This is a genomic window from Pseudanabaena yagii GIHE-NHR1 (genome assembly GCF_012863495.1).
Classification (GTDB): domain Bacteria; phylum Cyanobacteriota; class Cyanobacteriia; order Pseudanabaenales; family Pseudanabaenaceae; genus Pseudanabaena; species Pseudanabaena yagii.
Window position 1 is genome coordinate 1,605,587 of the sequence record NZ_JAAVJL010000001.1, and the last position, 25,249, is coordinate 1,630,835.

Annotated in this window: 19 protein-coding genes; 16 read left to right on the forward strand and 3 right to left on the reverse strand. The window is 42.3% G+C overall.

Annotation, left to right across the window (positions count from 1 at the left end; all coding sequences use genetic code 11):
* The first annotated feature begins 37 nt into the window (after positions 1-37).
* Together HC246_RS07465 and HC246_RS07470 are read left to right on the forward strand one after the other, a co-directional pair.
* Positions 38-1,579 (forward strand): family 10 glycosylhydrolase, encoded by a 1,542-nt coding sequence (locus tag HC246_RS07465; RefSeq protein WP_169362838.1) that lies wholly within the window; start codon positions 38-40, stop codon positions 1,577-1,579.
* Between the two features lie 53 nt (positions 1,580-1,632).
* Positions 1,633-3,015, forward strand: coding sequence for a Fic family protein (locus tag HC246_RS07470; RefSeq protein WP_225902928.1), 1,383 nt, complete (start codon positions 1,633-1,635; stop codon positions 3,013-3,015).
* A gap of 11 nt (positions 3,016-3,026) precedes the next feature.
* Here the strand turns inward: HC246_RS07470 and HC246_RS07475 are convergent, their stop codons facing one another.
* Positions 3,027-3,824: an E3 ubiquitin ligase family protein gene (locus tag HC246_RS07475; protein WP_169362839.1), complete on the reverse strand. Its 798-nt coding sequence runs from the start codon at positions 3,822-3,824 to the stop codon at positions 3,027-3,029.
* Positions 3,825-3,913: 89 nt separating this feature from the next.
* On the opposite strand from HC246_RS07475, the gene HC246_RS07480 reads away from it, so the two are divergent.
* From HC246_RS07480 to HC246_RS07490, 4 genes are all read left to right on the forward strand, one after another.
* Entirely contained in the window at positions 3,914-5,305 is a 1,392-nt protein-coding gene (locus HC246_RS07480; protein WP_169362840.1) for an aldehyde dehydrogenase, read from the forward strand.
* Positions 5,306-6,127: 822 nt separating this feature from the next.
* Complete coding sequence (locus HC246_RS07485; RefSeq protein WP_169362841.1) at positions 6,128-10,009, forward strand: GAF domain-containing protein; 3,882 nt, start codon at positions 6,128-6,130, stop codon at positions 10,007-10,009.
* Between the two features lie 155 nt (positions 10,010-10,164).
* A complete protein-coding gene (locus HC246_RS26880; RefSeq protein WP_404822267.1) occupies positions 10,165-10,338 on the forward strand; it encodes a response regulator in 174 nt (57 codons plus the stop codon).
* A gap of 28 nt (positions 10,339-10,366) precedes the next feature.
* Positions 10,367-13,078 carry a CBS domain-containing protein gene (locus tag HC246_RS07490; protein WP_169362842.1) on the forward strand — a complete coding sequence of 904 codons (2,712 nt, stop codon included), beginning with the start codon at positions 10,367-10,369 and terminating at the stop codon, positions 13,076-13,078.
* 49 nt (positions 13,079-13,127) lie between these two features.
* Here the strand turns inward: HC246_RS07490 and HC246_RS07495 are convergent, their stop codons facing one another.
* Entirely contained in the window at positions 13,128-14,009 is an 882-nt protein-coding gene (locus HC246_RS07495) for a class I SAM-dependent methyltransferase (protein WP_169362843.1), read from the reverse strand.
* Positions 14,010-14,296: 287 nt separating this feature from the next.
* Here HC246_RS07495 and HC246_RS07500 point away from each other — a divergent pair, with 287 nt between their 5' ends.
* The 8 genes from HC246_RS07500 (at position 14,297) to HC246_RS07535 (ending at position 20,432) form a co-directional block, all read left to right on the forward strand.
* A complete protein-coding gene (locus HC246_RS07500; RefSeq protein WP_169362844.1) occupies positions 14,297-15,208 on the forward strand; it encodes an NAD(P)-dependent oxidoreductase in 912 nt (303 codons plus the stop codon).
* Between the two features lie 288 nt (positions 15,209-15,496).
* Positions 15,497-16,666 (forward strand): pyridoxal phosphate-dependent aminotransferase, encoded by a 1,170-nt coding sequence (locus HC246_RS07505; RefSeq protein ID WP_169362845.1) that lies wholly within the window; start codon positions 15,497-15,499, stop codon positions 16,664-16,666.
* A gap of 60 nt (positions 16,667-16,726) precedes the next feature.
* Positions 16,727-17,494, forward strand: coding sequence for an SGNH/GDSL hydrolase family protein (locus tag HC246_RS07510; RefSeq protein WP_169362846.1), 768 nt, complete (start codon positions 16,727-16,729; stop codon positions 17,492-17,494).
* 4 nt (positions 17,495-17,498) lie between these two features.
* Positions 17,499-18,035 (forward strand): pyridoxamine 5'-phosphate oxidase family protein, encoded by a 537-nt coding sequence (locus tag HC246_RS07515; RefSeq protein ID WP_169362847.1) that lies wholly within the window; start codon positions 17,499-17,501, stop codon positions 18,033-18,035.
* A 47-nt stretch (positions 18,036-18,082) separates the two neighbouring features.
* Positions 18,083-18,586 (forward strand): DNA recombination-mediator protein A, encoded by a 504-nt coding sequence (locus HC246_RS07520; protein WP_126384309.1) that lies wholly within the window; start codon positions 18,083-18,085, stop codon positions 18,584-18,586.
* A gap of 119 nt (positions 18,587-18,705) precedes the next feature.
* Positions 18,706-19,257 (forward strand): LeuD/DmdB family oxidoreductase small subunit, encoded by a 552-nt coding sequence (locus HC246_RS07525; RefSeq protein WP_169362848.1) that lies wholly within the window; start codon positions 18,706-18,708, stop codon positions 19,255-19,257.
* Between the two features lie 50 nt (positions 19,258-19,307).
* Positions 19,308-19,679 carry a 2Fe-2S iron-sulfur cluster-binding protein gene (locus HC246_RS07530; protein ID WP_169362849.1) on the forward strand — a complete coding sequence of 124 codons (372 nt, stop codon included), beginning with the start codon at positions 19,308-19,310 and terminating at the stop codon, positions 19,677-19,679.
* Between the two features lie 144 nt (positions 19,680-19,823).
* A complete protein-coding gene (locus tag HC246_RS07535; RefSeq protein WP_225902929.1) occupies positions 19,824-20,432 on the forward strand; it encodes a thermonuclease family protein in 609 nt (202 codons plus the stop codon).
* Positions 20,433-20,481: 49 nt separating this feature from the next.
* Here the strand turns inward: HC246_RS07535 and HC246_RS07540 are convergent, their stop codons facing one another.
* Positions 20,482-20,946 (reverse strand): pentapeptide repeat-containing protein, encoded by a 465-nt coding sequence (locus HC246_RS07540; RefSeq protein ID WP_169362850.1) that lies wholly within the window; start codon positions 20,944-20,946, stop codon positions 20,482-20,484.
* Positions 20,947-21,122: 176 nt separating this feature from the next.
* On the opposite strand from HC246_RS07540, the gene HC246_RS07545 reads away from it, so the two are divergent.
* Both HC246_RS07545 and HC246_RS26715 read left to right on the forward strand, forming a co-directional pair.
* The gene (locus HC246_RS07545) at positions 21,123-22,415 is read left to right on the forward strand and encodes an NF041680 family putative transposase (protein ID WP_169364407.1); all 1,293 of its coding nucleotides are present in this window, start codon (positions 21,123-21,125) and stop codon (positions 22,413-22,415) included.
* A gap of 415 nt (positions 22,416-22,830) precedes the next feature.
* A complete protein-coding gene (locus tag HC246_RS26715; RefSeq protein WP_169362851.1) occupies positions 22,831-25,194 on the forward strand; it encodes an EAL domain-containing protein in 2,364 nt (787 codons plus the stop codon).
* The last annotated feature ends 55 nt before the right edge of the window (positions 25,195-25,249 follow it).

Sequence of the window (25,249 nt, forward strand, 5' to 3'; positions counted from 1 at the left end):
CAGCAATTTCAGTCCTGATCAAGATCGCAGTTTCCCTATGTCAGTTAACTTCACAACTCGCTTCTTTTCGGTCACATTATTTACTCTCGCAAGTATTGTGACCCAACCCGCTTGGTCTCAAGTTGGGGAATATTGCCAATTTGATAATGAGGCGATCGCGAATAAAGATAATTTAAGGGCGGCAACTTTGCAAAATACGAGTGATCGTAATATCAAACTTGCGGCAGACAAGGAATATCTGGCAATTGTGAAACAGCATAGTCAAGATCTTAATATCTGTCGCCAAAAATCTTGGTTGAAGACGCAGGGGATTTGGCTCCGTCTCTATCCCTGTGATTTGCAGGCAGGGAAACTGGATGAAGTGATGGATCGGATTGTGAACCGTGGCTATAACCAAGTATTTGTAGAAGTTATTTCGGAAGGGAAGATTCTCTTACCCCAATCGGAAAATATTACGGCTTGGGACTCTCTTGTGCAATCGGAAAAATATAAAAATGCAGACTTATTAAAACTAGCGATCGCAAAGGGAAGAGAACGTGGACTTAAGGTTCATGCTTGGATCTTTACGATGAATGTGAGTAAGGCTTATGGACAAGGCTTTGATCGCAGTGGCTTATCACGTCAAACTGTGGCAAGACAACAGGCGATCGCTCTGAATGGTAACGGGGACAATACCATGTCAATCGTTGAGAACTTGGGTAAAAATCCTGAAGGTGAAGTGCCAACAAGGGATCAGTTATTTATCGACCCTTATAATTATCAAGCTCAAAGTGATTTGTATTTAGCAGTAAATGAAGTGGTCAAGCGCAAACCTGATGGCGTGGTTTTTGACTATGTGCGTTACAAGCGTGGTGCGGGTGCAGCTTCGGTGGTGAGTAATGTGCGCTATCTCTGGATTTATGGTCAGGCTTCTTTACAAGCATTACGCGATCGCGCTGAGAATTTTCAAGGAAGGGAGCTAATTAATCGCTTTCTCAAGCAGGGATATGTCACACCAACTGATTTACAAACTATCAAGAAACTCTATCCTCAAGAATCAGAACCATTATGGCAAGGTCGTCTTCCGATGCAGTCAAATGCCTTAAACAAAGATGCCGCGATCGCCTACTGGCAAAGTGAGCTTTGGCGGCTAGCAGTTGGTCATGCTTTTATTGGTGTCACCTATTATTTGGGCATTGTTTCCAAACCCGTTTTTCGTCAAGGACTTCCTGCTGGAGTTGCCTTTTTTGCTGATGGTAATCAACCAGTTGGCGAAGGTTTCGATTCGCGGATGCAGCCTTGGCATTTGTTCCCAAGTAGTTACGAGTTTCAGCCGATGGCATATGCCGCCTGTGGCAAGCCTGACTGCATTGTTGCTTTAGTGCGTCGAGTATTCCAATATGCTCCTAGTGATGCTCGCATTTCACCAATTTTAGTAGGTCAGTGGGGTGAAAACTCTAATAATCGTCCTGCTCTAGAAGTACAAATGCAAGCAATTCATGATACTTTTCCTTCCGTAAGTTCCATTAGTCACTTCACTTTCGGTTGGCATAATAGAGAATTAGCTTTTACGCGATCGCGCCAATTTTGTAAGCTGTAGCGATATTGTGCCAAGGTGCTTACTAAAGATCAAGTAAACTAAAAAAATCAAAATTGCGTTTAATTATATTAATTATATTTTCTATGGCGAGAATTAGGCAACCTAAGCCATTTACACAACTCTTAAAGGAAATAAAATATGAAAACTTTATACCTCTTCTTGGGAAATATGGAGCAACGGATACCCAAGGAAGATACTTACATTGGAATGAATTTAAATGGAGAGTAGAGCAAGGTGACGATGAATCTGCTGCATGGTTAGCAACTAAAGTTTCTCGAAAAGCAATCACTAAGAATTTACAACTCTTGCAAGCTGAAGGAGATATGCAATTTAGTTACTGTGTACCCGACTCACTTTTTGCTCAATTACATACCATTGATAAGATGACAGGAGGAGGTCGCGAAATTAGTGATGAAGATTTGGTTTCTTCTAACGAGAAAAATCGTTATCTCATTAAAAGTCTGATGCTAGAGGAAGCAATTACTTCATCACAGTTAGAAGGAGCCTCAACCACTCGTGAAGTTGCAAAGGAAATGCTAGAGAGGAGTCTTGCTCCAAAAGACAAATCACAGCAAATGATCCTCAACAATTATCGATTAATGAAAAAAGCTGTTGAGAAGAAAGATGAACAATTATCGATTGAATTGATTCTAGAACTACATGAAATTGCTACACACGATGCTATTGATAATCAAGCGATATCGGGGCAATTAAGAACAGACAACAAAGTTTTTGTTACAGATTTTCAAGGTGACTATACTTTTTACCCCCCTGACTGGACAACTATTGAATCTAGATTACAGAGTTTATGTGACTTTGCCAATAGTGGGCATGGACAAATTGAGCGTAACAACTTTGTTCATCCAATTATTAAGGCGATCATTCTGCATTTTATGATTGCCTATATCCATCCATTTGGTGATGGCAATGGCAGAACAGCCAGAGCTATTTTCTATTGGAGTATTCTGAGATCAAATTATTGGCTATTTGAATATATATCCATTAGTAAATTTATCCAAGAAAAACGTAGTGACTATGACAAGGCATTTATCTATACTGAAACTGATGATTTTGACCTTACCTATTTTCTATATAACCAAGTTGGCACGATCACCAAAGCAGTGAAATCTTTGTATGAGTATATAGACAGGAAAAAACGTGATTTCTATGAGTTTATGACTTGGATCGATCAGAGTCCTGTGGCAAAAACATTAATGAGAGGACAGTTAGAAATATTAAAAGAAGCTCTAAAATCCCCTGGGAAAGAATTTACCTCAAGACAAGTTGCGATGGATTTTGGGGTAACAGAGAATACAGCGAGAAGTTATCTTAAAACTCTAGTAGACAAAGATTTATTGATTTTAGCTCAATCTAAGCAAGGTAAAACCAGAATCTATATTGCTCCAGCCAACCTAAAGTCAAGATTAAAACTTTAAAAAGTAAGGAATTACTTCTTCAAAACTAAACCAATAATTAATAAGATTGCACCTACTGCAAAGCATCCAACCATTCCATAGAAAAAGCCTTTCGCTGCATTAGCAGTAGATTTTGCGAGTTCTTCTTCACTCTTAAGAGAAATGATAAATTTTTTGTCAGATTGAATTGGCTTACGCAGTGTTAACTTACCTCCCTCATCGGCGGCTGTGCCAATTACTAAAACCTCGCGATCGCATGGCAAAATCGACTCTGTGTAACGATAACCAATTGTGCGCCTACCGCCCATCCCTGAACCAAGGGCTAATGTAAAGCCTCCAAAAGATATCGATGTACCAGTAGTATTCTCCCTCCGAAACTCATTTAATATCTGTACAGTGTCGATGTTGCCGCCATCGGGATTGACTATTAGTTCACCAGAGTTATCTACTAAGCTAAAGGGAATGGATTGCGTATTACTAGAAACTGTTTCGGAACCACTCCGAGTTTCCGTGCGGGATTTGCCTTCGCTATCGCGGGTGGTGTATTGCTCCTCATATTCTCTGACAACCTTCATGCTGTAATGCACACAAGGTGATTGCTTAAGCTCGGAAATTAAAGGGCGATCGCTACGGATCATCCCGCGCACCTTCACATACTCACGTAAATTGCCGCTCCCGATTTCGCCTGCAATTTCACTGGCAATCCTTTGTAATTCTGCTATCGTTGACGAAGTCGCAGAGCGGATGCTTTGGAGTTTTGTGCTGTAGTTCTTTTGCACAAAAAATAGAATGATGCCAATTACAATGAGAATACCACCAAAAATTGCCATAGGATTGTAATAGTAATACGCTTTTGCTATGGATTAAAATTAACATAGGCATCTTGAGATTTAACTCAACTTTACGGAATTTACAAATTATGGTTTCAACACTTACGAGTAGTATTCATATTCAAGAAGCGATCGCTAAACAACGCGCTTTTTTTGGCACTGGTAAGACCAAAAGCTATGATTTTCGGGTAGCGCAACTCAATAAGCTCTTAGGTGTAATTCAAGAACATGAACAGTTAATTCTAGATGCTGTTTATGCCGATCTTCGTAAACCTGCGATCGAGGCATATGGTAGCGAGGTTTTGATTACCCAAGCAGAAATCAGATATACGCTCAAACATCTCAAAACTTGGATGAAACCTCTTAAGGTAGGAACCCCTATCACTTTATTCCCTAGTTCTAGTTATATTCATGCAGAGCCTTTAGGTGTAGTCTTAATCGTAGCACCTTGGAACTATCCTTTTTCTTTGATGATTCAGCCCCTCATTGGCGCGATCGCCGCAGGCAATTGTGCCATTCTCAAACCATCTGAGCATACTCCGCATACTTCCAAAGCGATCGCCAAAATCATTAACAATAACTTCGATCCGAGTTTTATCACTGTGATCGAAGGGGGCATAGAAACCAATCAAGCTTTACTTGCGGAAAAGTTTGACCATATATTTTTTACAGGTGGCACAGCGATTGGCAAAATTGTCATGGAAGCTGCGGCAAAACATTTAACTCCCGTAACCTTGGAACTCGGTGGCAAAAGCCCCTGTATTGTTGATTCAGACTGTGATTTAGACATTACTGCTAAGCGCATTATCTGGGGTAAATTTTACAATGCTGGACAGACCTGTGTTGCGCCAGATTATCTCTTAATCCAGAAGAGTATTAAACCCTTACTAATTGAGAAGTTAGTCACCTGTGTCAAAACATTCTTTGGTGATGATCCTCAAGCAAGTCCAGACTTTGCGAGGATTGTCAATGAGCGTCAATTCGATCGCTTAGTGAATTTACTTGATGAAGGTAAAATCTTGATCGGTGGACAAAGTGATAAAGGCGATCGCTTTATTGCGCCTACATTGATTGATCAAGTATCTCCCAACTCCAAAATTATGGAAGATGAGATCTTTGGTCCCATCCTACCGATTTTGGAATATGACCAACTTGATGAGGCGATCGCTTTTATCAATGCGCGACCTAAACCATTGGCTCTCTATCTATTTTCTAAAAATAAGCAAATTCAACAGCGGATTGTTCAAGAAGTTGCCTTTGGTGGTAGCTGCTTCAACGATACCATTATGCATCTTGGTAATCCTGAACTTCCCTTTGGTGGTGTTGGTAATAGCGGTATCGGTAGCTATCATGGCAAAGCTAGCTTTGATACGTTCTCTCATCGCAAGAGTATTCTGAAAAACTCTTTCCGCTTCGATCTTAAATGGCGCTATCCTCCCTACACGATGACTCTAGACACCTTAAAGAAGATGATTAAGTGATGTTATGTGGAACCCTCATCCCCCAACCCCTTCTCCCGCAGGAGAAGGGGAGCAAAACTCCTATTATTTTCTTGGTTCCCCTCTCCTGCGGGAGAGGGGCAAGGGGTGAGGGTTTTACAGCCTTCCACGTAACATCAGTGATTAAGTGAATGTGAGTTCGATATAGCTATCCTAAATGAGATGCGAGTGGCTTCGACTTCGCTCAGCCAACCATAAACCTAATAGCTATCCTAAATGAGATGCGAGTGGCTTCGACTTCGCTCAGCCATCAGTTTATGGTTGGCTGAGCGAAGTCGAAGTCAATGATTCTTGCAACTGATTTTGGGCGGTCGCCCAAAATCAAACAAAAGCCTTGCTAAGCAAGGCTTTTGTTTGTTGAACTGACGTTAAACTACAGCGCTTTGCGATGACTTGAAATTCAGAGAAATTTTTGAAAGTACGGCTTGTCAAGCTTTCAAAAATTTCTCTGAATTTCAAGCCTCAATAGAATTTAAGATAGTAAACGCGATAGATTAGCGACTTTTGTCTATAAAATTAGTGATTGTTAGACGTATTGAAATATAGACTGTTAGGATATTTGGAGAATTGATTGAGCAGTTTCTTAAATTTCTATTTCGATATTCTGTAGATGCTTCACTTGTTTTTCAAGCTGTCTTAGTATTTTTGCTAGAACAAATTATGGTAGTGCTAAATGAGTAAGGATGGGCGGCGCTTCGCGCCGCCCATCCTTACCAAAATAAATCCTTTCCTTGTTAGGACTACCCAAATTACTAGTATGAAGGTTTTTTAATTGCTTTTTCTTATATATGTCGGTAAAAATTTGTGATTACATCGACGCTCAGACTATCAGAACTAAAATTAGCGATTATTCATGAACCTTTAGAGGTTCCTGCTGATGCAACTGTTATGCAAGCGATCGCTTTAATGAGTAGTGCGCGATCGCAATGTGATGCGGCAAACTATAGTGACAATCAGCAGCAGCAATTGCAGCAAGAGGCGAGATCTAGCTGTGTTTTGGTATTAGAAAATCAACAGGTGATCGGGATTTTATCTGAGCGAGATGTGGTGCGTCTGACTGCTCAGCAGCAACCGATGGATCACCTAGTGATACGGGAGGTGATGCATACACCAGTTTTTATGGTTAAGCTCGACGAGTTGCTCGGCAATGTTCAAAAGCTGATATATGGTCATGCTCTCCGTGCAGTGATAGTGGTTGGAGATCGCGGAGAGCTAATTGGGATTGTCACCCAGACAAGTTTCCTACAAGCTCTGAATAGTTTAGAAAAGTCTAACTTATCAGAGAGTTTGGGATCTGGATCTATGATTGCAAGGCAAAAAGCAGATCTAGAAGCGCGTAATGCTCTATTGGCTATGACACATGAGGAATTGCAATGCACTATCGAGGAGCTGCGAGTTAGTACTGAAGAACTAATCGTGCAACATCGCCAGAATGAATATGAACATTTGCGCTATCAAAATTTATTTGACTTTGCTCCTGATGGTTATCTTGTAACAGATTCATCAGGCAAAATCTTGGAGGCAAATCAAGCAGTTTTAGAGATGCTTGCAATTAGCCATGAATATATTTTAGGAAAGCCATTCATTGTTTTTATTGACACTAACCATATAGATCTTTTCTATAATCAACTTAATTACTTTCTATCTCCAGAGCATATCAAAATATCTGAGGAGATGAATCTGATCACACATCAGGGAAAGAATTTTCCTGCGGAAATTACTATAACCCAAAATATCAATCTCCTCGATAGATCGATTCAACTGTTGTGGATGGTTCGGGATATTAGCGATCGCAAGCACGCTGAGCAAGAACTTCAGCTAGCTAATCAATCACTGGAATTGAAAGTTAAAGAAAGAACTCAAGACTTATGGCAAGTCAATAAACTGCAACGGGCAATCCTCGATAGTGCAGATTATGCAATTATCTCCACTGACTTGAATGGAATTATCCAGACCTTTAATGCTGGGGCTGAAAAGATGTTTGGTTACAGCATGGGAGAAGTGATTGGTAAAATTACACCCGAAATCTTTTTCGATCATCAAGAACTCATTGATAGGTCTTCTAATATATTGCCCGAAGGAGAGCGAAATACTTGGGGATTTAGATCATTCTTGGCTATGGCAAGTCAGGGTATCCTTAGTAATGAATGGATAAATATTCGCAAAGATGGATCTCGCTTTCCCGTAGAGTTATCCGTGACATCTCTAAAGGATGATGATGAAAAAACGATTGGCTTTTTAAGTGTCAGGAAAGATATTAGCGATCGCAAACAAGCTGAGCAAACTATTCTCCAACAGGCAAATCAAGAAGCTTTATTGCGCGGAATTACTCAACGTATCCGTCAATCCCTCGATCTTCCCATAATTTTTGATACCGCTTGTCAAGAGATTCAGCAATTACTGCAATGCGATCGCGTTGGCATTTTCAAGTTCTATCCTGAATCTAATTTTGATGATGGTGAATTTGTTGCCGAAGCTGTTGTCGATGGATTTAGCTCAGCTATGGAAGAGCATATTCATGACCATTGCTTTGGCGAAAACTATGCCGCTGTCTATGCCCAAGGTCGAGTTCAGGTCGTAAATGATATTGATCATGCTGGACTGACGGACTGCCATCGTGATGTTTTGGCAAGGTTTCAAGTACGAGCAAATCTCGTGATTCCATTACTATGTGGTAACGATCTGTGGGGCTTGCTATGCATCCATCAATGCGCCCATACTCGCCAATGGCAAGAGCGTGAGATTGATCTGATTCAACAAATTGCCAACCAATTAACGATCGCTATTCAACAAGCTGATCTCTACGAGCAGCTCCATGCAGAACTATTGATCCGTCAGCAAGCCGAAGCGAAAATATCTATACAATTGCGACGGCAACAGATTTTGGAGGAAATTACCCAACAAATTCGCGAGTCACTAGATATTCAAGAAATCCTTGCGACAGTAACTCAGAAAATCCAAGATGCACTGTATTGCGATCGCGTGATCGTTTTCCAATTATTTGCAGATGGTCGAAGCCAAATTGTCGAAGAATCTGTGCATAGTGATTTCCCTACACTCAAAGACATGAGTTGGGAAGATGAAGTTTGGTCTCAGGAAGTTCTCGATGACTATTGGCAAGGCATTCCCCGCATCGTCCCTGATGTGATGAATGATGTCTGGACAGAATGTTTAGTAGAATATTCAGTCGAAGGTCGGATTCAGTCCAAAATTGTTGCACCAATTATCCAAGATACTCATATCGACCAAACCCAGCGTTGGGTTACAACCGCAGGAACGAAAAAGCTATGGGGGGTTTTGGTCGTTCATGCCTGTGCAGAACGCCGAATATGGCAAGAGTCAGAAGCACAACTCCTGCAACAGGTGGCAAATCAATTAGCGATCGCCATTCAACAAGCAACTCTTTTTGAGCAATCTCAGCAGGAAATTGTGGAACGTAAACTCGCTCAACAACAATTGACGGAAACCAATCAACAGCTATCAATCTCTAATCACGAACTCGCCCGTGCAACCCGTCTCAAAGATGAGTTTCTCGCCAATATGAGCCATGAGCTTCGCACTCCCCTCAACGCGATCTTAGGGATTACTGAAGGTCTAATCGAAGAAGTCTTTGGTTCGATCAATCAACAACAGAATAATATGTTGCAAACAGTCGAAAAGAGCGGTAATCACCTATTGGAGCTAATTAACGATATCCTCGATCTATCCAAAATTGAAGCAGGTAAACTGATCTTGGAATGCACAGATACCAATGTCAAGCAGCTCTGCCAGTCCAGCATCATGTTTGTCAAGCAACAGGCAATGCAAAAGCAGATAAAGCTAGAAATGCAAATATCTCAAGCTATACCCGATCTAGAGATCGATGAGCGTCGTATTCGCCAAGTCCTCATCAACCTGCTCAATAATGCGGTGAAATTTACACCAGAGGGAGGACGCATTAACCTCGAAGTAACCTTAGAAAGTGTGACTGATAGAGATGACACATCTATATCTACACAATCGGTGAGATTTTCCATAATCGATACAGGTATTGGCATTGACGCTGAGGGATTAAAAATATTATTTCAGCCCTTTATCCAAATCGATAGTGCGCTCAATCGCAAATATGAAGGTACTGGATTGGGTTTAGCATTAGTCAAACGTATTGTCGAACTACATGGTGGTCATGTGAGTGCTACTAGTGAGATAGGTGTTGGTAGTCGCTTTATGATCGAGCTTCCCTGCCGAGAATCAAACCACCAATTCTCTAGAGAGGTGGAAAATACTACCCCATCCTCTGAAAATCCCATTGAACATGATGACAGTCATAGCAAATCACCGCTCATTCTATTAGCCGAAGATAACGAAGCCAATATTGTTACTATTTCCTGCTATCTAGAGGCAAAGGGCTATCGGTTGATTGTGGCTAAGGATGGGCAACAAGCGATTAATTTAGTGCGATCGCATAATCCTGACTTAATACTTATGGATATCCAAATGCCTGAAATCGATGGGATAGAAGCAATAAAATGGATTCGCAGCAATCATTCTACTGATGTACCCATCATTGCGATTACGGCTCTTGCGATGACAGGCGATCGAGAGATATGTCTGGAAGCAGGAGCTAATGAATATTTAACCAAGCCTATTAAGCTTAAGCAATTGAATACTAGTATTCAACAAATTTTAAGTGCAGAGAAAAAGTAACGTGTAATTTTTGGGTGTTGTTCTAGCCTTAACATTTCTAGTCTTGAAATATTAGGACTTACGCATCGAGGAGATGTGATGAGGGCTTCGCCCTCATCACATCTCCTCAAAACCCCGTAAACTCGTTAGCATTGCGTAAGTCCTAAATTAAACAAATTCGCCTCAATCCCGATTTAGTAAATATTCCGATCGTTGCATTAACAGCTTTGACAATGGTGGGCGATCACGAAAAATGTCTAGAAGCAGGTGCTAGTGATTACTTAGCTAAACCAGTTAAGCTAAAAACATTAGCTGATACAATTTGGAGTATTTTAGGCAACAGGAAGTAGAATACACGTTAGATTCTACGAATTGTTTATGCTTACTCTCGCACATTCTAAGCGCCCTAATGATTTGAAGTCGGCAATCATTCCAAATCCCTTAGTGGTGTCTGCCGATGCAACTGTCATGGATGCGATCGCCTTAATGAGTAGTAGGCGATCTCAATGTGATGCAGAGAATCATAGTGACAATCATCGGCAACAATTTCTGCAAGAGGCAAGATCTAGCTGTGTCTTGGTATTAGAAGGTGAAAAGTTAATCGGCATAATGACTGAGCGAGATGTGGTTCGCCTCAGCGCTCAGCAGCAAGACCTCAATCGTCTATTAGTCCGAGAGGTGATGGCACATCCTGTGGTTACTTTGCGCGAGTCTGACCTTACAGATTTGTTGTTAGCAGTCAATTTACTTCAGCAATACCATATTCGCCATTTGCCACTTCTCGACGATCAAGATCTCCTCGTGGGAATGGTAACTCACGAAAGCTTACGACAAATTTCTCGTCCCATCGATCTCATGCGGCTGCGATTGGTGGCGGAGGTAATGACTCCTGATGTAGTGAGTGCTGCTCCTGATCGTTCGATGTTGGCGATCGCGCAAATGATGGCGGAGCAGAAAATTAGTTCGGTGATGATTGTTGAGACAAGCAGTGCTGATGCCTCCCTACAGATTCCTGTGGGCATAGTGACCGAGCGTGATGTTGTGCAGTTTCAAGCTCTAGGCTTAAACCTTGAAACCTGTATCGCGCATACGGTAATGAGTACGCCGATCTTTTCCGTCAAGCCAGAGGATAACCTCTTGACGGTGCAGCAAATTATGGAGCAGAGGTTGATTCGGCGCTTGGCGGTGACAGGTGAATTTGGCGAACTATTAGGAATCGTCACACAGACCAGTTTGCTCCAAGCTTTAAATCCGACTGAAATATATAATTTAGCCAAGGTTTTAGAAGCAAAAGTAGAACAACTAGAATCAGAAAAAGTAACTCTGTTAGAAAATCGCAATATTGAGTTAGAACTTCAGGTTGGAATTACTCAACGTATACGTCAATCCCTCGATCTCCCAATAATTTTTGATACCGCTTGTCAAGAAATTCAGCAATTGCTGCAATGCGATCGCGTCGGTATCTTTAAATTCGATCCTGATTCTAATTTTGATGATGGCGAATTTGTTGCCGAATCCGTTGCCGATGGATTGATCTCCGTCATGAAAGTTCGCATTCATGATCATTGCTTTGGCGAAGGCTATGCCGCCGCCTATGCCCAAGGTCGAATACAGGTCGTGAATGATATAGATAATGCTGGGCTGATCGACTGTCATCGCGATGTCTTGGCGCAATTTCAGGTGCGGGCAAATCTGGTGATTCCCTTACTATGTGGCAACAACCTATGGGGCTTAGTGTGCATCCATCAATGCGCTCATACTCGCCAATGGCAAGAGCATGAGATTAATCTAGTCCAACAAATTGCAAATCAATTATCGATCGCCATTCAGCAAGCTAGTCTATATTCGCAATCTCAACAAGAAATTGCGGAACGGAAACAAGCCCAGCAACAATTAACCGAAACCAACCAACAACTCGCCCGTGCAACCAGACTCAAAGACGAATTTCTCGCCAATATGAGCCACGAACTGCGGACACCGCTCAATTCGATTTTGGGAATGAATGAAGCTCTACAGGATGGAATATTTGGCAGTATTAATGAGCGCCAGCTTAAAGCATTGCAAACCATTGAGAGTAGCAGTACGCATCTTTTAGCATTGATTAATGACATTCTCGATGTTGCCAAAATTGAGTCTGGACAAGTCACGCTAGAGCTAACAGCGACAGGGATCGACAGCCTCTGCAAGTCGAGCTTAGCATTTATCAAACAGCAAGCATTAACAAAGCGAATTCAATTAATACATAGAGTTCCTAAGTATTTGCCAGAAATAATGCTAGATGAAACGCGGATTCGACAAGTCTTAATCAATCTGCTAAATAATGCTGTTAAATTTACTCTGGAAGGAGGGACAATCACTTTAGAAGTATCGCAAGTTCAACTTGAAAGTAGTACAACTAATCTAACGCCTCTAAATTACTTAAAGATAGCCGTGATTGATACGGGGATAGGCATCTCGGCAGAGAACATGCAGAAACTGTTCCAGCCCTTTATCCAAATCGATAGTGCGCTGAATCGTCAATATAAAGGCACGGGATTGGGGTTAGCTTTAGTCAGAAGGCTTGTCGAACTTCACGGAGGAACCATAGAACTGACAAGTGAGGTGGGAGTCGGTAGTTGCTTTGCGATTAATCTTCCCATTAATATCGGCTCCCCAGCAATCGAAGAACGAACTGAGCAGGACTTGTCAGGACAGTCTCAGATAGGTCAAAGCCAAACTGAAGAACTAATTTCACCCTTGATTTTGCTAGCAGAAGATAACGAGGCTAATATTGCGACATTCTCCAGCTATCTAGAAGCTAAAGGTTATCGCGTTGTCTTGGCAAAAGATGGGCAACAGGCGATCGATCTTGCTAAGGCTCATCATCCTGACTTGGTTTTGATGGATATCCAGATGCCAGTTATTGATGGGATTGAAGCAATTAAACAAATTCGCCTCAATCCCGATTTAGTAGATATTCCGATTATCGCCTTAACAGCTTTGGCAATGGTAGGCGATCACGAGAGCTGTCTAGAAGCTGGCGCTAATGATTATCTGAGTAAGCCAATTAAACTCAAGCAACTCGCCGCCACCATTCAAAAGCTTTTATAAAAAGAGCGACGCTTCGCGCCGCTCTTTTTATCATCACAAAGCTGCTAACTTATGGCTTGATGAATTTCAATGTCATGCGATCGCTTTCACCGATAGCGAGATAGCGCTCTTTATCTTTTTCACCTTGGCGTAATGTCGGGGGTAATGTCCAAACCCCAGCCGCGTAGTCCTTAGTATCTTTAGGATTGGCATTAATTTCTGACTTGCCAAGCAACTTAAATCCTACCTTTTCAATTGCTGCGATCACTGCATCCTCAGCAATATAACCAGTCTTGGCACTCTCCTTCGCACTTGTCCCTGCCTTCGCACGATGTTCTTCTACGCCAAAAATACCTTTGGGTTTGAGCGCCTTAAAAGCTGCTTCATAAACTTTTTGATCGTAACCAGCCGATACCCAGTTATGGATATTGCGAAATGTTAGGACTAAATCCACAGAATTATCGGGAGCAAGGGTTAATTTGTTCGGTGGTGCGATCGTGGCGACTTTCACTTTACCGAAGATAGCTGGATTGGAAGCTAATTTTTCCTGCAAAACTTTAGCGTATTTGTCTGTATTCGGATCGGAATTAGTGACAATTAACTGTCCGCGATCGCGCAGGAAGGGGGCAAGAATTTCTGTATACCAACCGTTTCCTGCCCATAGTTCAACGACTGTCTGGTTAGGACGGATTCCAAAAAATTCCAAGGTTTCAATCGGATGGCGATCGCGATCGCGGGCACGGTTTTTTGGCGATCGATGGGGACTAGCCACTACTGTTTTTAAGGTGGGATTTTTAAGCGCTAAATCAATTGAGTTCGCGTTGGGAGTAGCATTGGCAAAGTTTCCTAACGCGCTTACACTCACTAATACCGCAAAAGCTATGCCTAGAATTTTCAGTAACTTAGGACGTAGCAATGACTGCACAATTCGGTTGAACTTCTGTTTGAACATTCGATGTTATGTGAAACTAATATTTAGATTGCTAAAGATTACCAAGTTTATGTTTGGATCGCAGGATATGCACGTAACAAAAGAGATTTGATTCGTAATTATTCGCTTTACAAATCAAATTACGAATCTCAATCCTTAGAAAAGGGACTTAATCCCCTTGTTCTTGAAGTGAATAACTAGAGGTGTGCGGCTTTGCCGCACACCTCTAGTTATTCACTATTTTTCGAGTGGGAAGGGAGTAAAGTGCTGTATCTTGAATAATTACGATATTTGCACGTTATTTCAACATGACTCAAAAGATTGCCTTTCTTGGTTTGGGCTTAATGGGTGGGGCAATGGCCGCCAATCTGGTGAAACGGGGGTATTCAGTCATCGGATGGAATCGTACCCAAGGTCGCCCCACGCTTGCCCCATTTACCAATGCAGGTGGTACATTAGCCCAGACGTTACAAGAAGCAGTCAGCGATGCCGATGTCATATTTTCCTGTCTCGGTGATGTACCTGATGTCACCGAGGTACTAATTGGCGAGCATGGGGCAATGAATTTTGCTAAAGCCAATGCCCTATTTATCGATACCAGCACCATCGGCAGTGATGCCGCCAAAGTCATTGCTAATGCTTTAATGCACGATGGTTTACGATTTTTAGATGCGCCAGTATCGGGTGGAGATGTGGGCGCACGCAATGGCACATTAACCTTTATGGTCGGGGGCAATCCTGAGGATTTACAGGAATGTAGACCACTCTTTGAGGCGATGGGCAGCAATATTAAGCATTGTGGAGCGATCGGCAGTGGTCAAGCCGTCAAACTCTGCAATCAAACTCTTGTATCTGTATATATGCTTGCCCTTTGCGAAACGATGCAGATGGCGAAAAAAATGGGTATCGATCCACAGTTGGTCGTCGATGTTTGTGGCAGTGGTGCGGCTGGTTCATGGGCTTTAACTAATCTTGGGATGAAAGTTGCCACAGGCGATTATCAACCGGGATTTGCAATTAAACATATGCTCAAAGACCTACGCCTCGTCCAAGAAATCAGTCAGGGAGTTGGTCAAATTTCAGATTCCCAAGATTTTGCCACCAATTTACCCGCGATCGCCCTCGCCATTGAGAATTTCCAAAAGGTGAGTCAACTTGATGACGGTCAAGGTGCAGAACAGGGCACACAAGCAATGATTCGTGCTTATCACAGCGCTTAAGATATTTTTTGAAAGGATTGCTTCGCAATCCTTCAAAAAATATCTTGTGGTTTGTTTGCTCGAAAATTGCTGTGATTTCGATATAGCCTTTGCATCGTACTTTACATGGTGCAAATGGCGAAAAACGGTAAAAATCGCTAAGCGATTTTTACCGTTTTTCGCTTTCGTCGAACTGACGTTATAAGCGTACTTTTGTTACTTTGTTATAAATCTAGCAAACTCAAACAAGTATGCTTTGATACAATGCGAAGTTAATCCCGTAAAGATGCCTCCGCTCCTCCAGAAAAAATGCAACTGGCAAAACGACTTCGTAATATTCAGCCTTCCTTAACTTTAGCGATCGACGCAAAAGCTAAGGCAATGAAGGCTAGTGGAATTGATGTTTGTAGCTTTAGTGCTGGCGAACCCGACTTTGATACCCCCGATCACATCAAGGCTGCTGCTAAATTAGCACTCGATCAAGGCAAGACCCGCTATACTGCTGCCTCAGGTATACCCGAACTCAAACAAGCGATCGCCGCCAAACTCCTGCGCGAAAATCACCTAACTTACAAGCCTGAACAAATCATCGTCACCAATGGTGGTAAGCATTCGCTCTACAATCTGATGATGGCGATCTTGGATGAAGGCGACGAAGTCATTATTCCTGTACCTTTCTGGGTGAGCTATCCCGAAATGGCAAAACTTGCCGAGGCAACACCCATATTTGTCGTCACCTCTGAAGACAATGGCTACAAAATTACCCCTGAGCAATTAGAAGCGGCGATCACTCCTAAGACCAAGCTATTTGTTCTCAATTCTCCCTCTAATCCCACAGGCATGGTCTATTCACCTGAGGAAATTAAAGCTCTAGCGGATGTCCTAGAGCGACATCCTCAGGTTTACATCGTCTCCGATGAGATTTACGAAAAGATTCTCTATGATGGTGCAACCCATCTCAGTATCGCCACTGTTAGCCAGACTATGTACGATCGCACAATCATTAGTAGTGGCTTTGCCAAGGGCTACTCGATGACGGGTTGGCGGATTGGTTATCTTGCAGGTGCTTTAGATATTATTAAAGCTGCCACCATCATCCAAGGACATAGCACCTCAAATGTCTGTACCTTTGCCCAGTATGGGGCAGTCACGGCTCTCAATAGCTCTCAAGACTGTGTGGAAACAATGCGGAAAGCCTTTGAGGAACGCCGTGATGTGATGTATGACCTGTTAACTTCCATTTCAGGTATTACCTGCCCTAAACCCGATGGAGCCTTCTATCTATTTCCTAGCATCAAAGCTTTTGGAATACCTTCCCTAGAATTTTGTGACAAGCTGCTAGAAGGATCTCAAGTTGCGGTAATTCCGGGGATTGCCTTTGGTCTGGATAATTGCATCCGTCTTTCCTACGCAACCGATTTGGGAACAATTCGCGAGGGCTGCGATCGCATTCGCCAATTTATCGAAAAAAATTTTTAGTTTCTAAATAAACAGAAAAGGCGGCGCAGTGCGCCGCCTTTTCTGTTAGTAGCCTTAATTATGAACAAAATTTATTTCACTATAGCAATCATTGTGATTTTGATTTGTGGATATTTAGGTCTAAATTTGGGGCTTCTAGATGATCGTGCTCTCAGAAACAGCATAAATGAATTGCTAGGCTCAGATCCCTACGAATTGAAAACCTATCCTGTTAATCCAGATTTGTCAAAACGCGATCTCAACAAACCCTTAGTCGTATTTTTTGGCGACTCCCGTACAGTAGATTGGCCAGAGATCCCCAATATTCCCTTTGAATTTATCAATCGTGGCATTAATGGACAAACTACTGACCAAGTATTAGGAAGGCTATCTGCTCATGTTGCATCATTATCACCCCAAATCGTCGTTGTCCAAGTCGGCGTAAACGACCTAGCAGATTTGGCGACATTGCCCAATGCACCACGTAATATCATCAATAACTGCAAACAAAATATTCAAAAAATTGTTGATAAATTAGCCAAAGAGGTAAAGGCAACTGTCATTCTCACTACGATTTTCCCGACAGGTGAGTCGCAATCCTTCCAATGGCCTGAAGAAGCTGATCGCGCAATTATTGAGGTTAATCAATTTATCAAATCACTCAAAAGCGATCGCGTTATTATTTTAGACTCGGCGGCTCTTTTAGCAGATGAGCGTGGCAAAGTTCGCCAAATTTATAGCCGAGATCTTCTGCACCTCAATAAACAAGGTTATACAATGCTTAATGAGGAGTTATTGAAAATACTCACAAATTATAGAAACAGTAATTCACGAAGATTGGACAGTTAAACGGATGGCTAAATTTTATGACTGCCTGACGACTGAACTACAAACATTCATCAAAGCTCAGCATATTTTCTTTGTGGCGACGGCTCCCTATGATGGGCGCGTTAATCTCTCACCTAAGGGGATGGATGCGCTGAGGATTATTAATGAATCAGAAATTGCCTATCTCGACCTCACAGGTAGTGGCAATGAAACCGCCGCCCACCTGCTGGAAAATGGCAGAATTACGATCATGCTCTGTAGCTTTACCGAAAAGCCGCTGATCCTGCGTCTCTATGGTCAAGGCATATCCCTCCGCGCTAATGATGCTCAATGGCAGGAATATCTATCCCTATTTCCCGCGATCGCAGGTACAAGACAAATCGTGCGCGTCAATGTCGAATCAGTACAAACCTCCTGTGGGTTTGCGGTTCCCTTTTATGAATTTCTAGGCGATCGCCCCACACTCAAGGAATGGGCAGAAACAAAAGGTGAAGAGGGTGTGCATGAATATCGTCAGAACAAGAATCGCCAGAGCATCGATGGTTTACCAACTGGGATTTAATGATATTGTGTAGTTATTCGTTCAGTAAGTAAACGAGAGGGATTTGTTTGACTCAGTCAATTAATCTACCCAAGCTAGACGACTTTTTGCAGGAGCTTGCGACGATCCAGCAGCAAGGCTCGAAGCGGATCGCGTTTTTAGGTTCCCGCCATGTGCCATTGACTCACCAATTGCTGATCGAACTGCTCAGCTATGCCTTGGCGCTATCTGGAAACAGTATTATTACCTCTGGGGCAACAGGTACAAATTTTGCTGCTATTCGGGGCGCTTTGCGTGCCGACCCCAATCTATTGACTGTGATTTTGCCACAAAGTCTCGATAGACAGCCCTATGAGTCTCGCGAGCAGCTAGAAAATGTCATTCATCTAATTGAACATAGCGAGAATGACACGCTGTCTTTGGCAGAAGCAAGTAGCCGATGTAACCAAGAAATTATTTCTAAATGTCAGCAACTGATTTGCTTTGCATTTCATGGCAGTGAGACCTTGCTACAGACCTGTCATGATGCCGAAGAACAGCGCAAGGTAGTAACCTTATTCTATTTTGATTAAGTAATAAGTCTTAATTATTTGTAGGATGTGTTAGTGCAACGTAACACATCCATTGATTTAAAGATGATGGGTTACGCGATCGCTAACCCATCCTACGTTTAGTTCCAATAACCTAAATTATGAGTACGACAATTAAAGGCAAAGTATTTGTCTTGGAAGACAATATTGATACCGACCAAATTATTCCTGCGGAATATCTGACCCTTGTACCATCCAAGCCCGATGAATACGAGAAGCTTGGTAGCTATGCCTTGATTGGTCTACCCGATCGCTATAGCGATCGCTTTATTGCCGAAGGCGAAAGCAAGACAATTTACTCGATTATTGTGGCTGGCGAAAATTTCGGTTGTGGCTCCTCCCGTGAACATGCGCCGATCGCTCTTGGTGCGGCGGGACTCGAAGCTGTAGTTGCTCAGTCCTATGCGCGGATTTTCTTCCGTAACTGCACGGCAACAGGTGAGCTATATCCTTGGGAATCCGATGCACGCTTAGTTGAGCATTTTAAGACTGGTGAAGAAGCGACGATTGATTTTGATAACAATGTCATTATTAATGAGACAACGGGCGAAACCTTTACTTTGAAATCCTTAGGTGATGTTCGTCCTGTGATTGATGCTGGTGGCTTATTTGACTATGCACGTCAAACGGGCATGATTCCTACTCGCGTTTAAATATTGCGCCCCAGAGCGAAGTATTGAACATCTTTTAAAGATAAAAAAATATGTCTTATCACATTCGCATTCACGATCGCCAAAATGACAAGCTCTACGAAGCTGACATCGAAGGCGATCGCTATATTCTGGAATCCCTAGAAGATCAAGGGATTAACCTACCTTTTTCCTGTTTGAATGGTGCTTGTACTGCCTGCGCTATGCGGGTTAAGTCTGGACAAATCGATCAGCATGAAGTCATTGGTTTGTCTAAGACCTTGCAGGATGAGGGATATGCGCTGATTTGCTCTGGATATGCGCTCTCAGATCTAGATCTAGAGACTCAGGACGAAGATGAGGTCTACCGCTTACAGTTTGGTAACTTTTTTGCTCAGCGGAAACGGCGGTGGTTTGAGTTTAGTTTACCGATTGAGGCTGATTAATCGATAAAGAGTTTTGCTTAGGGACATGCAGGAAAATAAGGAACCGATTTTTAGTGGCGCGGCTTCGCCGCGCCACTAAAAATCGGTTCCTTATTAAATCGCACAACCCTAAGTAAACCTCTTTATCGATTTTTAGGCTTTAATATGACTGCTGCGAATATGCAAAAGTTGATGAATTCTAAAACTGGGCAGAAGCGATCGCTTGATAATTCTTTGACCCGTCCATTAATTTTAGTTGCCTTGTTACTTGCCTTCCTAATCGTCGCCAATATTGCGATCACGATGATGCAGCCTAAGGAAAAGGTGAATGGTGAGCTATGGCTAATTAATCGCGTGGTGAGTGGGCAAACCGTCGAGGCTTCAATTTTGAGCAATCCGAATATGACTGTGCAGCGAGTACGATTGCTCGGTATCAGTGCGCCACTCAAAGAACAGTCTCCTTGGGGCGATCGCTCTCGTCAACGCCTATCAGACTTGATCAAGGAGCAGAAGGTCATCCTCGAATTTGATGTGAAGCAAAAGGATAATTCTGATCGCCTGCTTGCCTATATTTGGAAAGATAATTTATTAGTAAATCAATATTTAGTCTCGGAGGGCTTAGCGATCGCTGACCCCTATCCGCCCAATGTAAAGTATGACGCAAGGATTAGTCGTGCCCAATCAAAGGCAAGATTGCAAGAGTTAGGCATTTGGGACACACAAAATCCCCTACGTCTCAGTCCTAGAGACTTCCGCCGCCAATTAGGAAATTAGCTTTGCATTGTCTTCCCTGCAAAGGCGGGAAGATAATGCTGGACTGTAATTAGTCGGCGATCGCAAGGTTATAGTTTGCGCCAGTAAAGTCTGCACCAGTGACTTTGGCATTTTTGAAAACAGTGCTATTCACGTTTGCTCGATGTAAATTTGCATGGAACAATGCAGCATTCGTAAAATTAGCACCTGCTAGGTTACTGTCATCAAGAATGGCATTAGTTAGATAAGCATTAGTGAGATTTGCATGGTCGAGTTTTGCACCTGTAAGGTCTGCACCTTCAAGGTTTGTGCCTGTGAGATTGGCTTTACTGAGGTTCGCTCCCATGAGCGAAGCTCCTATCAAATGCGCTCGACTGAGATTGACACCTGCAAGGTTGGCATTTGTTAAGTCACAGCCTCCACATTGCTTAGTTCTGAGTAGTTGTTGTACTTGGACAGGATCATAAGCTTCGGCAGGTGTTGCCCACCAAATTCCACAAAGTAAAACTAGAATTGCGATGAATTTAGTTTTCATTTTGCCCTCCTCTCTCTGAGGAATGCCTTGCTTTTATTATCGGTTTAACTAATATTTATGTCTTCATCCATATGCACTAAATTAACTGGAGTTTAGACTAAAAAAGGTAAAAAAGGCAGAGTAAAAGAGATACAAACTGCCTAAAGTAGATGAAAAGTAAAGAGACATCTACAGTCATGATTATTGATAAACTACAAGACTTTCGTCAACAGGTATATAGATTTTTAGGGAACGGACGGGATGCAATATTTGACTTGATGGATGCAGTATTGACCAGTCCGAGAGTGAAATCATTTGTAGAATTATCGTTATCCGCAGTGTATCGAAGAAAATGGTCAAGTCTGTATGAATCATTAAAAGACAGTCGCCCCAACCGAGGCAGGATAAGACGGTTATGTGTGGAACAAATACCCAAAGACATCCGCCCTTTGCTAGCAGGAGACCATACAGGATGGGGAAGACCCCATGCCAAAACGCTAAAAGACAGGAGTTTTGTGCATCAACCGAATTTGGTAGAAGGGAACAAACCGATCGTGTTAGGGCATGACTACAGCACCTTGGCATGGATACCAGAGATGACAGGGAGTTGGGCAATCCCGTTATGTCACGAGCGGATCAGTAGTTTTGAGACAGCAGGGCAAAGAGCCGCATTCCAACTGAGTCAAGTATGTCGAGATTTAACGGTAAGACCAATCGCTACTTACGACAGTGAATATGGCAGTGCCGTCTTTATGAATTTGACTGAGGATATCCCTGCCGATTTACTAATACGTCTACGTCCTAACCGATGCTTATACAAAGCCCCTGCGCCCTACAGTGGTTATGGTCGTCCTCGTAAGCATGGGGATAAATTCCAACTTGCCAATGCTGATAGTTGGGGAGAGCCATCGGCAACTTTTAGCTTAGAAGATGAGACGGTTGGACAGGTGCAAATCCAGCAATGGTCTAACTTACACTTTCGGCAAGCAGCCCAACGACATATTCAAGTTATTCGAGTTACACATTCTCATTGCTCTGGTTTGTGGTTAGCTTGGGTGGGTGAACAGATGCCGACTTTAGACTCCCTTTGGCGCTTGTACTTACGTCGTTTTGCCATCGACCATTGGTATCGTTTTGCCAAACAAAGATTACATTGGACTCTTCCCCATTTGTTGACTCCTCAGCAAGCTTTGCGTTGGAGTGACCTTATGCCTTTACTCTCTTGGCAATTGTGGTTGGCTCGTCAACTGGTTATTGATACTCCTTTGCCTTGGCAGAAACCTCAAACCAATCTTAATTTTGGTCGAGTCGCTCAGGGCTTTGCCGCACTTTTGGTCAGGATTGGCTCTCCTGCTTGTTCTCCCCAACCTCGTGGTAAGTCTCTCGGTTGGAAATCTGGACGCAAGCGTTCTCCTTTTTCTCGCTTTCCTGTCGTCAAAAAACGAGCTTCTCGCTCGAAAAAGGTCAATCAAGACTACCTTAATTCCTAACTTTCAATATTCTCTTTTTCTCTCTCTTGCTTTTTCTCAGTTCTCCGTTTTCTGGGTCACTTTTTCCTGCTCTTTTTCTGATTCTCTTAATCAACTTAGTCTAAATTCCAGGCAAGGCGTAAATGACGAAAAATGGTAAGAATCGCCAAGCAATTCTTACCATTTTTTGTGTTCAGCGAACTAACGTTACTTTAATTATTTTTTTAGATATAATTAAAGTAATTAGGCATCATTACTTAAAACGCTGGGAATAAAAATTTTGGTACTCCTTGAGATACATACTTTGTAAAAATAGGCGCTTAAAACGCTTGTATGTATCTCACAAAATCATTAACTGCTCTAATTAAATTGGAGTGGCTAGTTATAACTTAACTTGCTAAGTAACTCTAAATCTGCGTCTTTGTATCTGTAAACCATGAACGATGTAACATCGGAGTTTGGAGAATTTGAGGAATTAGAAGCACAACGATCGCAGCGATCGCTGCATATTTTGGTGATTGAAGATGTCGCACCAGATGTCGAGCTAACGATATTCGCCTTAGAGTCTGCCAATATATCTTTTACCTATGATATTGCCGCTACAGCAAGGGAATGTCAGGAGTACTTACAAAGTAAAAACTACGATGTTGTACTGTCGGACTATCGATTACCTAGTTTTAACGGATCACAAGCTTTTAAATTTCTCAAAGAATCAGGTCAGGACATTCCTTTTATTCTCGTCACAGGGAGCTTAGGGGAAGAGGCTGCGGTGGAATGTATCAAAGCAGGGATGACTGACTATGTTTTAAAGGATCGCCTATTTCGCTTACCAAGCGTATTAGAACGAGCCTTGCAGGAGTTCACCTTAAGACGACAACAAAAAGAGGCGATCGCCAAAATCGAACAGCAAGCATGGCGAGAAACAATTATTAATCGCATTGTCCAAGCCATGCGAGAAACTCTTGTTTTAGAAGATGTTTTACAAACAACTGCAAACCTATTGCATGAAGCTTTACAAGCTAGTTATTGCTTAATCCTTCAGCCCGATAGTAACCAACAAATGAGAGTAAGCTATGTCAATAATGGGGGAAATAATGACAAACATCAAATCCTTGGAATGCCCTGTGAATTTTTCGATTATTACCAAGATGACTTAATCCAAGGCAAACAAATTGCGATTATTCAGATCAATGATCAGCTACCAGTGGCAGTCAAAGCACTTGCTGAAAGCTATGGAATTCGCTCGATGGTGATAACGCCTCTTTTTTATCAACAAGTTTACTTTGGTGGCATTAGCATCTATCAGAACGATCGCGAACGAATTTGGTCAGATAATGAATTATCCCTCGTAAAAGCGATCGCCGATCAATGTGCGATCGCTATTCATCAGTCAGAGCTTTACCAAAATGCTCAATCCGAACTGATGGAACGCAAAAAAATGGAAGCTCAACTACGTCATGATGCCTTTCATGATGTACTCACAGGTTTACCAAATCGCTCCTTATTTTTAGATCGGCTCAGCCATGCTTTACAACTATCACAAAGGCGATCGCAACCACAGACAGAAAATTCTAGCAGCGAACTCTTCGCCGTGCTCTTTTTGGATTTAGACCGCTTTAAGGTGATTAACGATAGCCTTGGTCATCTCGCAGGCGATCAATTATTAAAGATTGTGGCAAAACGTTTAGTTGATTGTTTACGCGCAGGGGATACGGTGGCAAGACTTGGGGGTGATGAGTTTGTGATGCTCCTTGAGGGAATTCAAAGTATCAATGATGTGATTGAAGTTGTAAATAGAATTCAGGACATGTTAAAAATACCCATTAACCTAGATGGGAATGAAATATTTGTCAGTACCAGCATCGGCATTGCCCTCAATTCAGGAACCTACACCCAGCCTGATCAACTCCTACGTGATGCCGATACAGCCATGTATCGAGCTAAGGAACAGGGACGGGAAAGATATGAAGTATTTAACCCTGAAATGCACACTGCTGCGCTCAAGAAACTGCGGCTAGAGACAGATCTACGACGTGCGATCGAGCGAAAGGAATTTCGCATCCATTACCAACCAATTATTTGTCTCAAGTCATGGGAAATTATGGGATTTGAAGCCCTTGTGCGTTGGCAACATCCTGAACAAGGCTTACTAGCTCCTGCGGAATTCATTCCCCTTGCTGAAGATGCAGGGCTAATTAGTGGAATTGATTTTTGGGTATTACAAGAAGCTTGTTCTCAATTACGGACATGGCAGGATCTATTTCCCAAGATCAAAAATTTGACGATAAGTGTGAATCTATCTGGTAAACATTTCACCAAGCCCGATTTGGTGGATAAAATCGCCCAAATCTTAGAAAAGACAAATCTGCATGGTGCAAATTTAAAGATAGAAATCACGGAAAGTATTCTCATCGAAAAGACTTCCTTAGCAAGGCAAATTCTCGATGAACTGAATAACCGAAATATGCAAGTCTGTATTGATGATTTTGGAACAGGTTATTCTTCATTAAGCTATTTACACCGTTTCCCCATTAATACCCTCAAAATTGATCGCTCATTTATCACCCGTCTCGATCATGAATCTGAACATAACGAAATTGTCAAAGCGATTATTGCCTTAGGAATCAATTTAGGATTAAACGTAGTTGCTGAAGGGGTGGAAACTGCGGGTCAATTAGATTTTCTCGAAACTAATAATTGCCATTCGGCTCAGGGATATTATCTATTCAAGCCCTTAGGGGCTGACGAAATTGCTAAATTACTAGAGGGAATCCCCAGACAGTTTAAAAACGATATATAGATAAAGACTAAAAAACTCGTTTTTTGTGATCACAAAAAACGAGTTTTTTTAGTTT

What these genes read in the sequence shown, in the direction of transcription:
- HC246_RS07505 (WP_169362845.1), top strand. Translation starts at nt 15,497, where the DNA reads ATGCAACTGGCAAAACGACTTCGTAATATTCAGCCTTCCTTAACTTTA.
- HC246_RS07535 (WP_225902929.1), top strand. Translation starts at nt 19,824, where the DNA reads ATGACTGCTGCGAATATGCAAAAGTTGATGAATTCTAAAACTGGGCAG.
- HC246_RS07540 (WP_169362850.1), bottom strand. Translation starts at nt 20,946, where the DNA reads ATGAAAACTAAATTCATCGCAATTCTAGTTTTACTTTGTGGAATTTGG.
- HC246_RS07525 (WP_169362848.1), top strand. Translation starts at nt 18,706, where the DNA reads ATGAGTACGACAATTAAAGGCAAAGTATTTGTCTTGGAAGACAATATT.
- HC246_RS07500 (WP_169362844.1), top strand. Translation starts at nt 14,297, where the DNA reads ATGACTCAAAAGATTGCCTTTCTTGGTTTGGGCTTAATGGGTGGGGCA.
- HC246_RS07475 (WP_169362839.1), bottom strand. Translation starts at nt 3,824, where the DNA reads ATGGCAATTTTTGGTGGTATTCTCATTGTAATTGGCATCATTCTATTT.
- HC246_RS07545 (WP_169364407.1), top strand. Translation starts at nt 21,123, where the DNA reads ATGATTATTGATAAACTACAAGACTTTCGTCAACAGGTATATAGATTT.
- HC246_RS07515 (WP_169362847.1), top strand. Translation starts at nt 17,499, where the DNA reads ATGGCTAAATTTTATGACTGCCTGACGACTGAACTACAAACATTCATC.
- HC246_RS07480 (WP_169362840.1), top strand. Translation starts at nt 3,914, where the DNA reads ATGGTTTCAACACTTACGAGTAGTATTCATATTCAAGAAGCGATCGCT.
- HC246_RS07510 (WP_169362846.1), top strand. Translation starts at nt 16,727, where the DNA reads ATGAACAAAATTTATTTCACTATAGCAATCATTGTGATTTTGATTTGT.
- HC246_RS26715 (WP_169362851.1), top strand. Translation starts at nt 22,831, where the DNA reads ATGAACGATGTAACATCGGAGTTTGGAGAATTTGAGGAATTAGAAGCA.
- HC246_RS07530 (WP_169362849.1), top strand. Translation starts at nt 19,308, where the DNA reads ATGTCTTATCACATTCGCATTCACGATCGCCAAAATGACAAGCTCTAC.
- HC246_RS07490 (WP_169362842.1), top strand. Translation starts at nt 10,367, where the DNA reads ATGCTTACTCTCGCACATTCTAAGCGCCCTAATGATTTGAAGTCGGCA.
- HC246_RS07495 (WP_169362843.1), bottom strand. Translation starts at nt 14,009, where the DNA reads ATGTTCAAACAGAAGTTCAACCGAATTGTGCAGTCATTGCTACGTCCT.
- HC246_RS07465 (WP_169362838.1), top strand. Translation starts at nt 38, where the DNA reads ATGTCAGTTAACTTCACAACTCGCTTCTTTTCGGTCACATTATTTACT.